We start from the raw sequence: 14,086 nt of genomic DNA, 5'->3' as shown, positions 1-14,086 counted from the left end.
ATCTACTTGCTTAAGATGACTTTTCCTTTCCTTTATTCACAATCACAATGTTTTGTGTCATGGTGTTCTTAGGGTCTAATTCGTACTTAAGTGTCTCGTCATTTACCTTGATATCTATTCCAGACGCATTGCCTAGACGGATATCGACCTGAGAAAGCTCAGACAGGTCTGTTTTAAACGATTCGCCATCTTTTAGTTCACCCATCTTCAGCACTTTTCCAGATTCGTCTCTTACGCGCAGCCATGAAGCTTGCGAGGCAGAAATGGTTAACTCCATTTCGTCTGCACCTGATACTTCATACGTTGTTGTCGAGCCTTCTGTATTCGTCGCCTTTAAAGAAACAGTTTCATCGTCTTTTGATGAATCGTCTTTTTTAGAAGATTTTTCTTTATCATCTGACGAAGCTTTTTCTTTTTTCTTTTGATCTTTTGCAAGAGATGAATCCTCAGATACTTCATATTTAGATTCTGATTGCTGAGGGGCCGCCTGATTATTCTTCTGTCCGCTATCATGATTGACCGCCTGCACGATCACATAGATGATGGCGATGACCACAATGATGCCTCCAATAATTAAAATTGTCGGCAATAGTTCAAGCACTTTCGAGGCAGGCTTTGGCAGCTCTCTTTGCGGCTTAATATTCGATAATTTATCAGATACTTCATCGTTATACGTGCTTGGAACATCTTTACGAAATTCTTCGAACAATTGTTCAGGATTCAGTCCAACGGCTTCGGCATATTGTTTAATAAACGCTCTGACGTAAAATTTACCTGGAATAATATCATAGTTTCCTTGTTCGATTGCTAGCAAATAGCGCTTTTGGATCTTGGTAGCCGCCATCAGATCCTCCAGCGACATCCCTTTTTCCTCTCTGGCCTCAACGAGCCGTTTTCCCAATTCAGTCAAAACAAACACCTACCATTACCATATTAAAAATCGAAGCCGGAAAAACCAGAATGATCAAACACTTGTGGTTCTTCAGCGTGTTCATATGTAATCTCTTCGTCTGCGCTATTCCGCAATTCAATGATATAGTCGAAATCATCCATTGTATATTCTGAATTTTGAATAAAGATGTCTGGATGCTCGACCACCTTCGTTGCCGGCAGTCTCATAATTTCCCTTAAAAGCTGCAAATGCTTCTCAGAACCTCTTCTTGTCGACACAATCCCATCAATAATAAAGACGTTATCTGGGCTGTATTCATCTGCGATCAGCTGACTTCGGATCGTCTGTTTCAAAAGAGTTGATGATACAAACAGCCATCTCTTGCTTGCACAAACACTTGAAGCCACAATTGATTCTGTTTTTCCGACACGCGGCATTCCGCGAATCCCAATCAATTTATGTCCTTCTTTTTTAAAGAGTTCAGCCATAAAATCAACAAGAAGACCGAGCTCGTCTCTTTCAAAACGGAACGTCTTTTTGTCATCCGCATCACGCTGTATGTATCTTCCATGACGAACAGCTAAGCGGTCACGAAGCTTTGGCTGTCTTAATTTCGTTACTTTTATCGTTTCCATTGTATTTAAAATTGATTCAAGCCGCTTAATTTGATCTGTGTGGTCACAGCGTAAAAGCATTCCGCGTCTTGATACATCAACACCATTGATTGTCACAATATTAATTGAAAGCATCCCCATTAGAGAAGAAATGTCTCCTAAAAGTCCGGGACGGTTTACCTGTATCTCATATTCAAAATACCATTCGAGCTTTGCCAAATGATATTACCCCCTTCATTGTGGCAAATTTTTACCTTCCTTTATCATAAAGCATTTTCACATTTTTAGAAAGCACAATGTTGTGAAACGGTTAAAATAAAAAGAGAGGCACAAACGACCTCTCTTTTTGTTTAGTGCGAGCTATTATTTTCAACCAGCTTGACCATCATATTTGCAATGGCACGCTGCTCATCTTCTGATGCAACGCTCCAAAGGTCAGCAAGTACTCTTTCCTGCTCGTTCTTTGCCTCAACTTCGTTAGCTAGATATCCGCCAATTTCATACGCAAGGTTATTGATGGTCTCATCCTCTAAACCTTTATCCTGCGCATGATTTAAGCGATCACCTAAAAAGTTTTTCCAATGGTCCCAGTTCTCAAGTACAGACATGTCGATTCCTCCATTCGAAAAGATGAATTACAGCCATAGCTTTTGTCATGGAGAGACGAATTATACACGTTTTTTAACAGTACCAGCCGCCATTGACAGATAAAATTTGACCGGTGATATAACTTGACTGTTTTGAGGCGAGAAACCAAATGACATCTGCAACCTCCTCAGGCGATGCAAGCCGGCCAAGCGGAATTTCTTCTTCCAGCATCGCGATGTCTTCCTGCGTAAAACGATTCATCATGTCTGTTTTGACAGCACCTGGCGAGACAGCATTTGCTCTAATTCCACTTGGAGCAAGCTCTTTTGCTAATCCTTTTATAAATGCATTTTGCGCACCTTTGACCATGCTGTACAGCACTTCACACGATGCTCCCGTTTCTCCCCATATCGAGCTGACCGCAATGATATGGCCTGCTTTCTTTTGAATCATGGCAGGTAAAAGGGATTGGGTAAGCTCATATGGACTTGTGACATGAAGCTGCACCATACTGGCTAATACGTCTTTTTCTGTGTCTGTCACCAATCCGACATGGCTCCTGCCGCTATTTAAAACAAGAATATCTGGACAGAGCGGCAGACGGCTGACAAGCTCATCTGCTCCTCCCGTTTTAGATAAATCTGCTTGAACGACATGCGTTTGAATGGAATATACCTCATCTAAATGAGCGGCGAGGCGCACAGCTGCCTGTTCATTTTTATAATAATGGAGCATCACATGGCAGCCTTCTTGGGCAAGCTTTTTGGCAGCTGCCTGCCCAATCCCGCCACTGGCACCTGTTATCAGCGCCCAACGACTCGTCACATTGATTCCTTCTTTCTATATAGAATACCTATTCTTTTCGTTTAAATGGGAACCAGTTGGCTGCTCCGAACAATTTCACCATCACAGGTACGAATAATGGTAGCACAACGAGTGCGTACAGTAAAAGTCCTGTGAGGACAAGTGTTGCAATCTGCAGGAGAGACAGCACACCGGATGGAAGCATTGCGGCAAATGTACCTGCCAAAATAACAGCAGCAGACATAATGACAGATCCCATATTTTTCATTGATTCAGTCATGGCAAACTGGATGTCTTTTGTTTTATATTCATTGAACCGCTCCATTAAGAAAATCGAATAATCGACTCCGAGCGCCATTAATATGACAAATCCAAAGAATGGTACTGCCCAGTTAATGCCAGGATATCCGAAGAAATGGGTGAAAATAAATTCTGTTACACCGATTGCTGTAAAGTAAGTCAATATGAGTGAACCTACCAAGTAAAGCGGCATGACAAGCGAACGGAACAAAATCACCAAAATAAGGAAAATACCAATCATCATGTAAAGAACTGTCTTATTGAAATCTTGGTCTGACAGCTGTTTTAGATCAGCGTTCATACTTGATACACCTGAGACGCCAAATGACGCATCTTTTAGGTTTGTTTCAGGAAGTGCCCGCTCGACAGAAGCTTCCACTTGTTTAATTATCGACAAGGCGTCATTTCCATATGGATTTTTCTCTAAAATGACATCAATTTTTGTCATCTTGCGATCATCTGACATGTATGAATCAAATACTTGCTTGAATGCTTTATTTTTTAAGACGTCTTTTGGAATAAACCAGCCGGCCATATCTTGATCTGGTGCATTTTTCAATTCATCTAAGTAGTCACCTGCACCCATTAAGCCGCTCGAAATTTTCTCCAGTCCATTTACACTTTTGTTCAGGCCGTCTGTCAGCTTGGTCAGGTTATCCCCAAAGCCGCCAATCTTTTCTTTCATTTGCTTTTGGCCATTCATGATGTCGCCCGCTCCATTTGCAAGCTTTGGCATATTATCAGCTAATTGTCCTTGACCTTTAGACGTTTGATCCAGTCCAGTTTCAACTGCGTCTAAACCAGCAATGAGCTCATCGATTTGATTCGTCAAGACTTTTTGCTGTTCAGAGGCTTTTGCGATAAAGGCATCAGCTGCTTCAAGCTGCTTTCTAGCTTCTTTCGCTTGTTTGGCATAGCTGTCTGCCTGTTTCGCCCCTTCTTGCAATGTCGCAGAAAGTTCGTTGTACGAAGCTTTAATCGCTTGATACGATTGATTTTCTTTTACCTGCGGGATTTGCTTTTCAAGTGTACTAAATTGTGTATTTGCTTGTTTGATTAACGCTTTTACATCTGCTGCGGCAGAGGATGATGTATCCACTTGCGCTAACGCCGCCTTTAGTTCTTTAGAAATGCTTTTATACAGTGAAACTTGCTGATTCACTTGTGCGACTTGAGCCGTTAATTCCTTTTTCGCACCTTTGATTTCATCTTTAATGGCTGCTACACCTTTTTTATTTTGGTCGATGCCGTTTTGCAATTTTCTTAAGGATTTTTCAACATTTTGAATCCCTGTTTGCACAGATTCTGTACCAGAAATCAATTTGTTAATGCCTTTTCCTGATGATTTGATTTGCGGTGTTTGATCCTCAATGGATTGACTCATTGTCGTCAGTGCATCTTGGATGTTTTTCAAGCCTTCATTGCTTTTATCAAGTCCTGTGTTCAGTTCTTTGGCTTGTGATTTCACGTACAGATCACTCAGCCCTTTACCGACAGGACGAGTGGCACTTCTCACTTTACTGACCCCATCTGTTTGTTCAATTGCACGGCTGAGTTTTTCGATGGCAATCAGCCCTTCATTGTTGTCTAAAAGGTCAGATGATTTCACGACCACTGTTGCCGGAAGTGCTTCACCCGGTCCAAACTTATCAGAAATGGTATTGAATGCGTTAACCGATTCGTATTTATTACCAATTTCATCTAAGCTGTTATAAGAAAGAGTTCCTTTATACATGAGAATTGGCGGAAGCGTAATGATTCCTACAATTAATAAGCTGAAAAGCGGTTTCTTAAATGAAAAACGACCTGCTGTTTCCCACATTTTTGACTGCGGATGGGCAATATCGCCTTTAATCGGCCAAAATAACACCTTTCCTAAAACTGCCATAAAGAACGGCACAATCGTGAGAAGAGCCACAATGAGCACAGCAACCCCAACTGCTACTGCAACAGCTGATTTATAAAGCTGGAATTGTGCCAGACCAATACATGTAAAGCCGATCAGCACTGCAATTCCGCTGAATAAGACGGTCTTTCCTGCTGTTTTATACGTAATCAGAATCGCCTCAATTTTATCTTTACCGTGTGCGATCTCTTCCTTAAAGCGGCTGAGAAGCAGTATGCAGTAATCCGTTCCAATTCCAAACATGATCGCGACCATAAAGATCTGAGTAAAGGTCGAGAGCGGAAAGTCTACATATTTCACTAAATAAGCTACGATTGATTGACTCACCAAGTAAGACAGTGCCACTGCGACTAACGGAACGAAAGGCGCCACAGCTGACCGAAAGACAAGAATAAGGACAACGAGAATAAACCCAATCGTAATGAATTCTGTTTTCTTCAGGCCTTCCTGCGAACTTGTAATAACATCATCATCAATTAACGGCTGCCCTGTCATTTCAAATTTCAGATTTAAGCTTTTCAGCTTTTCATTGACTCTTTCTTTAAAATCGGACGCTTTGATTTTGTTTGAGTCGTATGTAACTGGAACAAGGAGTGTCGTTTGATCTTTAGAGAGCATTTGTTTTTTGATATCTTTATTGGCTTCAAAGTAAGAAGTAATGTCCTCTATGTGGAGATCTTGATCCTTTTCTAAAATATCCATTGCCTTTTTTAAAGATGTTTCTCTTTCTTTCACAATGTTCTTTTCTTGAAAGACAATGACGATTGATTTTTCTGTATCGCCGTTTTCAGACATTTTCTTTAATAACTGATTGGCATATGAGGACGGATAGCCGTCTGGTACAGAAATTTGCCCCTTTTCTTTTGTTAATTGCGCCATATTAGGAGCGGTGATGAGTAACACTGCCGCTAATACGACCCACAGGATCGTGATCAGCCATCTACCCTTTATGATTGCTCTCATTAGAACTTTGTGCCTCCTCTTCGATGATCACTTGATAGATCTTTTCATATGTTTGAATAAATGATTCCATTTCTTTTTCTTCAAGCTTTTCAAAATAAGACCGAACTAAGTCTTGAAGCTGCTTTTCCATTCGGCTGACCACTTCTTTGCCCTCTGGCGTGACGTACAGGTGAACATTCCTTCTATCAGCTTGATCATGTTCACGAAAAATATAGTTTTTCGTAAAAAGACGATTAGTCATGGATGTTACAGCACTTTTGTTTACATTACATACATAAGCAAGGTCCGTAGATGTACACCCTGGATGTAAATTGATGTATCGAAGCGAGTAATATTGATCAAGTGTCAGCTCTTTATCAAGCTTTTCAGTGATCATACTCGAGACTTTTTTCTCCATCCAGAGATAGACATCTGCATACCTTTGGATGAGCTGGGCAATTTTATTTTGTTCCATACGCTGCTCCTTTTTAGTTTAAGTGTTTAACTATTAAAGAGTTTAACTAATATCCAAAACAAATGTCAATGAATATCCTCGTAAATAAAGCGGCTTTTTCAATGAACATAAAAAAGACAAACTCTGCCGATATGAGTTTGTCTTTTTAAATTTATTTTGTTTTTGGGACGACTTTGAAAACAGACATCCGTTCTTCATCAATTTCTTCATCTAAAATTTGCTGAATATCAGCTAATTGAATTTGTTCCAGCATTGTGACGACATCAAATAAGCTCATGTCTAAGAATGCATATCGAGTAAATTGGTTCGCGATATATTCTGGAGAATTCATGGCTTTTAAAAAGCTGCCGATTTTTTTCTTGCGTGCAAGCTCAATTTTCTCTTCTGTCATGAGGCTTTTTGCTTGAAGAAGGGTTTCTTTTAATACCTTTGCGAGTTGATCAGGATCATTTGTATCCCCGCCAACTGAAGTGAAGCCAAAACCGCCTTCTTCGGTATAATCGTAGCTGAATGTTTCATCAATTAAGCCCTTTTCATACATCTGTTCATATTGTAAGGAGCTTTTGCCAAACAGCGTCTCTAAAATGAGATTCATCCCAAGCTCATGCTTTAGCAGCTGATTTCCTTTTTTATGCGGATTCTTTGTTTTCAAACCGAACATACATTTAGAGCCTTGTACGTTCATTGGAAGTTCGTATTCTTTCCGGTATACACCTTCAGGCTCATTGATGTCTTTTCGTTTGATCTCCGGCTGGTCTGTAAATGGCTTTTTCGCCTGATTCGCTCTGACTTGATCTAAAATTTGCTTCGGATCAACAGGCCCGACAACGAATAGAAGCATATTGCTCGGGTGATAGAACGTTTCATAGCATTCATATAAATGATCTTTTGTAATAGGGGCAATGCTCTCTACTGTTCCAGCAATATCTATTCTCACAGGATGCTCTTGATATAAATTTTCAATCAGACCAAAGAATAAACGCCAGTCCGGATTGTCATCATACATGTTAATCTCTTGACCAATGATGCCCTTTTCTTTTTCGACTGTTTTTTCAGTAAAATAAGGCTCTTGAACAAAATCAATGAGTGTCTCAAGGTTTTGTTCGACATTTGAGGTGCTTGAGAATAAATAAGCCGTTCTTGTAAACGTTGTAAAAGCGTTTGCGGATGCTCCTTGTTTACTAAAAGTATGAAACACGTCTCCATCTTCTTTTTCAAACAGCTTATGCTCTAAGAAATGGGCAATTCCGTCAGGCACTCGAATCATGTCTTCTTTTCCAAGCGGCACAAATTCGTTATCGACAGAGCCATATTTTGTTGTAAAGGTCGCATAGGTTTTGTTAAACCCTTGCTTTGGCAGCACATAGACGTCCAGTCCGCTTTCCATTTTTTCGTGATAGACCGTTTCTTGCAGCTGATCGAATTGAATTGTTTTCACTGTCATGAAGCACCCTCCGTTCCTTTAAGAAAATAGGTCGTATCCCATTCGATTTTCTGACCCACTTTGATGATGTCCTCTTTGGTCACTCGGTCTAATGCTTCTAAAAAGGAATCAAGGGTTTCCCCAGTTGGCACAACGGCATGCTGATACAAATATTCTGCTGTTCCATAAGACGTATCGATCGTTTCAAGCAGCTGGTTTTTGACGACTGCTTTTGTTTGGTCAATTGCTTCATCTGAAAAATCACCTTTTTGCATCGCTTCAAATTGTTCTTTGATGATGTCCACTGCCTGCTGGTAGTTGCCGACTTCAATTCCTGACATCACCATCATCAAGCCTTTAAAGCTCTCAAGTCTAGACACAGCGTAGTAAGCAAGACTTGCTTTTTCCCGAACATTAATGAAAAGCTTAGAATGCGAGAAACCGCCGAATATGCCATTAAACAAATGCAGTGCCGGATAATCTTTATCTGCAATCGTTGTATGTGTGCGAAAGCCGATATTCAGCTTGCCTTGTTTTACGTCCTCTTCATCAATGACTTCTTTTGGTCCATTTTGAGCTCTTGCTGATTCAGTCTGCTGTTTGACTGGTTCTCTTTCACTTGTTTTAAAGTACTGGGAAACCATTCGGCTGATGTCTTCTTCGTCAACATCTCCGACAACATAAAGATCAAGCTGGTTTGATTGAAGCGCATGCTCATAAGCTTCAAAGAGCGAGTGAGCTGTGATGGCGTCAATGTCTTCCATTTCACCATTGACGTGCAGTGCATATGGTTCTCCTTTACACATTTCCTGCACGAGTCTTAAGTTCGAATAACGCATTTTGTCATCATAAACTGCCTGAATTCGCTGTTTTAAAGTGCGTTTTTCTTGATCCACATATAATTGACTAAACACCCCATCTTCAACATACGGGTGGAATAATAGGTCGGATAGTAAGGAAATCCCTTTTTCTAGTAAAGGAGTTTGATCCTTTAAATATTTTTCATTCGCCATTTCTAGGCGGAAGGTAATGATGTGATTCTCACCTTTTTTTGCCATGTCTGCCGAAACGGTTGCTCCATAGAGCTCATCAAAATAGGCACGCAGTGCTCCTGTTTTGGGCATCTTTTCTGTTCCTCTTAACAGCACATGCGGGAAAAGAGAACGCATGGTGACGTCATCTTTGGATAGCGGTGCAAGCATTTTAAAAAGGATTGTCACGGTTTTAAATTTTTCTGTTTTGACAATATGAGTATGAAGACCGGGTGTGTCCAGTGTCTTCTCTTGTAAGTACGTCATGAGAAACCTCCTTTGTTCATCCTATTTATTATGTATTAGAACATGGCTGATATATACGTGAAACAGCCATTTAATAGACATTATATCAATCAGAGGAAAGGATAGGAAATAAAAACGCCTCTGCTCATAGCAGAGACGCCAGTCGTTATTTCATTCTAAACGGCCACCAATTCCATTTACCAAAAATACGAACCATGACCGGAATAAAGAGGGGCAATACAACAAAAGCATATAATAAAAGTCCAATGAGTACGACCGTTGCAATTTCAACAAGCGATAATACTCCTGATGGCAGCATAGCAGCGAACGTACCTGCTAAAATGGCCACTGCAGAAATAATGACAGAACCCATATTTCTCATCGCTGATATCATCGATGCTTGTACATGCTCTCCCTTCCATTCATTAAAACGATCCATGAGGAAGATGGAATAATCGATCCCGAGCGTCACAAGAATGACAAAGCTGAAAAATGGGACAGCCCAGCTGACACCATCGTAGCCAAAAAATGTTTTAAAGATCCATTCTGTTAAACCGATTGATGTAAAATACGTTAAAATCAGTGAAAGTGTTAAGTATATCGGCATGACGATTGACCGTAATAAAATAATTAAAATAATAAAAATACCAATTAACATGAAGATAACAGTTCGAATAAAGTCACCGTCAGACGTTTCTTTTAAGTCCACATTTAAGCTTGAGATACCAGATACCCCGTATTTGGCATTTTTGAGTCCACTTACAGGTAAATATTGATCAAGGGTTTCCTCAATTTTCGCGACACCTTTCATCGCTTCATTGCTGTATGGATTCACATTTAAGATGACTTCAAAAGTCGTTAATTTACGATCTGGAGACATATACGTATGAAAGATTTGCTTAAATTCTTGGCGTTTCAGCACTTCTTCTGGAATAAACCAGCCCGTTACTTCTTCATCTGGCGCTTGCTGAAGCTGCTTTAAGTAGCCGTCAGCCTCGGTGAAGCCGCTTTTGACCTGCTCAAGCCCTTCAATACTTTCATCTAATCCATCTGTTAATAACGTAAGTTTCGATGAAAGCTGGCTAAATCCTTTTTTGATGGCTTTTTGGCCTTCTGTCAGCTGTTCTGCACCATCTTCGATTTTAGGCATTTCTTTAATCAATTGTTTTTGGCCCTCATTTGTTTGGTCAAGGCCGTCATAAATTTGATCAAGCCCGTCCATGAGCGCTTGCACTTGGCGTTTTACTTCTTTTTGCTTGCTTGATAAGGTTTGAATCACTTGATCTGCCTGCTTGATCTTTTGCTTAAAATGAGCGGCTTCCTCTTCATATACACTCATTTGATCCCCTGCTTGATCAAGCATTCCTTTTGTTTCTTTGAATACTTTCTTGATTTCTTTATATTCATCCATGTCTTTTACTTCTGGAAGACGATTTTCTAGTGCTTCAAATGATAGATTTTCATAGGATGCTTTTACTTTCTTAATGGTTGTCATCAGCTGCTGATTCGATTTCGCATGGCGTTCAAGTGTATTCACCACACGCTCTAGCTCTTGAATCATCGTTTCGCTGCTGCGATATTCTTGCTCTAATTCTTTTTTCGCTTTTTTGATTTTACTTCGAATGGTGCCGACGCCTTCCTTACTGCGTCTCACCCCATCTTCTAAAGAGATTAGGGATTCCCTGACTTCTCCGACACCGCTTTTGATTGCTTTTGTTCCATCAATCAGCTGGTCAATGCCTTGAGCGGATTCTTCAATTTTTGGTTTTTGTTTGAGAAGAGCGAGATTTGTTTCGGTCAAGCCATCTGAAATTTTCCCGATTCCTTCATGGCCTTTGCCAAGTTCTCCTCCCAGCTCTTTCGCTTGAGAGGTGACATAAAGCTGGCTCAGCCCGTCCCCAACAGGACGCGTGACACTGCGGACTGTTTTGACTTCGTCAATGTCATTTAATTTACGAGTCAGTTTTTCAATCATGACAATCTTTTCTTGATTATCTAGCTTATCATCATTTTCGACAAGCACATTCAGCGGCAGCGCTTCACCAAAGCCAAATTGCTCTGATATCGTATTAAATGCAGACACCGACTCATACTTATTCCCAATTTCATTTAAACTGTTATAAGACAGGGTGCCGTCGTACATCAGAATAGGAGGTACCGTAATAAGAGCGACTAACCCTAAGCTGATCAGCGGCCTTTTAAATGAAAAACGCCCAGCCCATTCCCACATTTTACTTTGCGGGTGCCGAATGTTTTCTCTTTTAGATGGCCAGAATAGAGATTTTCCGAAAACAGACATAAAAAAGGGAACGATGGTGACAAGGGCAATCAGCAGAATGCCTACTCCAACGGCAACACTAACGGCTGATTGATACAATTGGAATTTAGCAAATCCAATACTTGAGAAGCCGACTAACACGGCTAAGCCGCTGAAAAATACCGTTTTCCCTGCACATTGATACGTGACGATAATCGACTCTTTGACATCACGGCCTTGACCGATCTCCTCTTTAAAACGGCTTAACAGCAGGATGCAATAATCCGTTCCGATACCGAACATAATGGCTACCATAAAAATCTGAGTAAAATTAGATAGAGGAAATTGTGTATATTCTACGAGAAAAGCCACAATACACCGGCTGACAGCGTAAGAAATGCCTATCGTAATGAGCGGAACAACAGGTGCCAATATCGATCTGAAAACAATGATTAAAATAAAGAAAATAAAAATCATCGTGATAAGTTCAGTTTTCTTCAGACCTTGTTGAGAGCTTTGAATGACATCTGAATCCACAAATTTTTGGCCCGTTATTTCATATGAGACATGATAGGGCTTTAAAACTTCCTCAATTTGTTCTTTAATCTTCACAGCTTTTGTTTCGTAGTGGTCGAATTTGAATGGAACAAGAAGTGTACTTTTATCCTTTGATAAAAGTTGTTTTTGAATGTCCGGATCTACATGAAAATACGAAGTAATTCCGTCAATGTGGAGTTCTGGGGCATTTGACATGAGTGCAGCTAAAGCCTTTTTTAATTCCTGCTCTTTCGCAGGGAACAGATGTTGTTCGGAGAATACAAGCACACCTGTATCTTTTTTCCCGTTCTTATCTGACAGCTTATCCAATAGGTGAAGTGCTTCAGCTGTTGGTGTCCCCTCCGGAACCTTTAATTGCCCTTTTTCTCTTGTTAATTCCTCTAAATCGGGCGCAGTAATAAACAGAATCACAGCTGTTATCATCCACACCACTAATACAATCCATCTTGCTTTAATTATTTGCAACATAGCTGCTTCAAGCTCCTTCTACTTCTTCAATCAATTTGCTGTATTTGAGCGTGTCTGAAGTGCTGACTGCGTCTCCTTCAAATGGCAGGATGACCTATTCAATTGTCCTTTCGTGTTGAAGAAGCATATCTCCATCATCAGCACGCGTGCTCAATTTCTGCCTAAAGAAAGACAGAAAATGAATGTTTTTGAACACCTCCAATTTGGGATAATTTAAAAGATATTACTATACATTAGTTTAACTATCAAAATTTTACATGTCAATTTATAAAAAAGAAAAAAGATGGCAAAATACCATCTTTTTTCTATATTTAAACCGTTTTTAATTGTTCACTCTCATCCTCTTCATCTGGCTGGATGAAAAAGAGGACCAAAAATAGTGAAATGAGACTGCAAATGGTCGAGAGAATAAAGACTATGGAGTCCCCTTTATCCATTAGATAGGCAAAAATCGGAGGTCCTAAAGCAACACCGATAAAACGCATACTGCTATAAAATGACGTAATGGTACCGCACTGCTCTTTTTCAATTCCTTCTGTAATCAGCGCATCAAGTGCAGGCAGCACAATACCGATGCCCACTCCGCCAATGCTTAAACAGATAAACAATACGTAAAAGCTGTGATTCCACCATAAAAAAATATAAGAAAGTGATAACAAAGCCATCCCTACAATTAAAAAGATTCTCATTTTTCCTTTTTCTTTTCCAATCGTTTTTCCAGCAATGTAGGAACTGATTGATAGAAAAAGGAGCGGAATACTCAGCAAGAGCCCTTTTTTGACGCCCTTTATTTGATAAGCCGCCTCTAGGTTATCCGATAGGTAAAAAAGCACACCAAAAAGAAGAAACATAATAAAACCGCCAATAGCAAAAATGGCATAAAGCCAGCGTCCCTCATGCTTAAAAATGGTCTTTGTTGATTTTAAAAATTCTTTAAATGTAGGCGGGTCCTCCTCTTTTTTCGCCGACTCTACCATGAACAGTACCATGAGAAAGCTGATGATCGAAAAGAACGGGATGAACCAAAACGGCACAAACCAAAACCATGAAGCAAGAAGTGCCCCAATAATAGGGCTTAGTACCTTACCTGCTGTATTAGAGGTTTCAATGGCGCCAAGTCCTGCACTGACCTCTTCATCATCATGAAACAAATCTCCAATAAACGGCATAACGACAGGTGCGGCTCCAGCTGAACCAATACCTTGAAGGACCCTTCCAAACAGAATCCACATATAAGGTTCTTTCATGATCGTTGAGGCGACTGCTGCCACAGCTCCTCCAAGTCCGGCGATTAAAAGACACGGCAGCAGTACCTTTTTCCGCCCAATCCGGTCTGATAAGTAACCGGCGATTGGAATACATAAGATGGCTACAACCGAATATACCGTAATAATGAGAGAGACTTGAAAGGAAGTAATCGAGAGTTTCTTTTCTATCTCTGGCAATACTGGTATTAACATCGAGTTCCCTAGTGTCATGATTAGAGGGACTGATGATAATGCAATGATATTCTTTTTACTGACTGTTTTCTCGCCCAACATCATTCACCCAATTCTATATACTGTTACGTATTAGTGTGGCA

General features: G+C 40.3%; 10 protein-coding genes. All 10 read right to left on the bottom strand.

Annotated elements, in window-relative coordinates:
* Window positions 1-10 precede the first annotated feature (10 nt).
* Window positions 11-910, bottom strand: a complete 900-nt coding sequence (locus NSS65_RS08635) for a helix-turn-helix domain-containing protein (RefSeq protein ID WP_061109885.1) — start codon at window positions 908-910, stop codon at window positions 11-13.
* A 23-nt stretch (window positions 911-933) separates the two neighbouring features.
* Window positions 934-1,725: a DUF3388 domain-containing protein gene (locus tag NSS65_RS08630; protein ID WP_003211480.1), complete on the bottom strand. Its 792-nt coding sequence runs from the start codon at window positions 1,723-1,725 to the stop codon at window positions 934-936.
* A 131-nt stretch (window positions 1,726-1,856) separates the two neighbouring features.
* Window positions 1,857-2,114 carry a DUF3243 domain-containing protein gene (locus tag NSS65_RS08625; RefSeq protein WP_024424114.1) on the bottom strand — a complete coding sequence of 86 codons (258 nt, stop codon included), beginning with the start codon at window positions 2,112-2,114 and terminating at the stop codon, window positions 1,857-1,859.
* A 73-nt stretch (window positions 2,115-2,187) separates the two neighbouring features.
* Complete coding sequence (locus NSS65_RS08620; RefSeq protein WP_081124409.1) at window positions 2,188-2,919, bottom strand: SDR family oxidoreductase; 732 nt, start codon at window positions 2,917-2,919, stop codon at window positions 2,188-2,190.
* A gap of 28 nt (window positions 2,920-2,947) precedes the next feature.
* A complete protein-coding gene (locus tag NSS65_RS08615; RefSeq protein WP_326135113.1) occupies window positions 2,948-6,067 on the bottom strand; it encodes an MMPL family transporter in 3,120 nt (1,039 codons plus the stop codon).
* Window positions 6,045-6,521: a MarR family transcriptional regulator gene (locus NSS65_RS08610; RefSeq protein WP_046311014.1), complete on the bottom strand. Its 477-nt coding sequence runs from the start codon at window positions 6,519-6,521 to the stop codon at window positions 6,045-6,047. The genes NSS65_RS08615 and NSS65_RS08610 overlap by 23 nt, the downstream gene beginning before the upstream one ends.
* A 151-nt stretch (window positions 6,522-6,672) precedes the next feature.
* Window positions 6,673-7,965 (bottom strand): pitrilysin family protein, encoded by a 1,293-nt coding sequence (locus tag NSS65_RS08605; RefSeq protein ID WP_025092606.1) that lies wholly within the window; start codon window positions 7,963-7,965, stop codon window positions 6,673-6,675.
* Window positions 7,962-9,242, bottom strand: a complete 1,281-nt coding sequence (locus NSS65_RS08600) for a pitrilysin family protein (protein ID WP_070325841.1) — start codon at window positions 9,240-9,242, stop codon at window positions 7,962-7,964. Before NSS65_RS08600 ends, NSS65_RS08605 begins: the two co-directional genes overlap by 4 nt.
* Before the next feature lie 145 nt (window positions 9,243-9,387).
* Window positions 9,388-12,504 (bottom strand): MMPL family transporter, encoded by a 3,117-nt coding sequence (locus tag NSS65_RS08595; RefSeq protein ID WP_144496652.1) that lies wholly within the window; start codon window positions 12,502-12,504, stop codon window positions 9,388-9,390.
* A 311-nt stretch (window positions 12,505-12,815) separates the two neighbouring features.
* Window positions 12,816-14,048: an MFS transporter gene (locus tag NSS65_RS08590; RefSeq protein ID WP_170825840.1), complete on the bottom strand. Its 1,233-nt coding sequence runs from the start codon at window positions 14,046-14,048 to the stop codon at window positions 12,816-12,818.
* Window positions 14,049-14,086 lie beyond the last annotated feature (38 nt).

Source organism: Bacillus sp. FSL K6-1006, assembly GCF_038593175.1.
GTDB classification, from domain to species: Bacteria; Bacillota; Bacilli; order Bacillales; family Bacillaceae; genus Bacillus; species Bacillus safensis.
The sequence above is the reverse complement of the archived record's forward strand: the minus strand, read 5'-3'. Positions and strand labels throughout refer to the sequence as shown.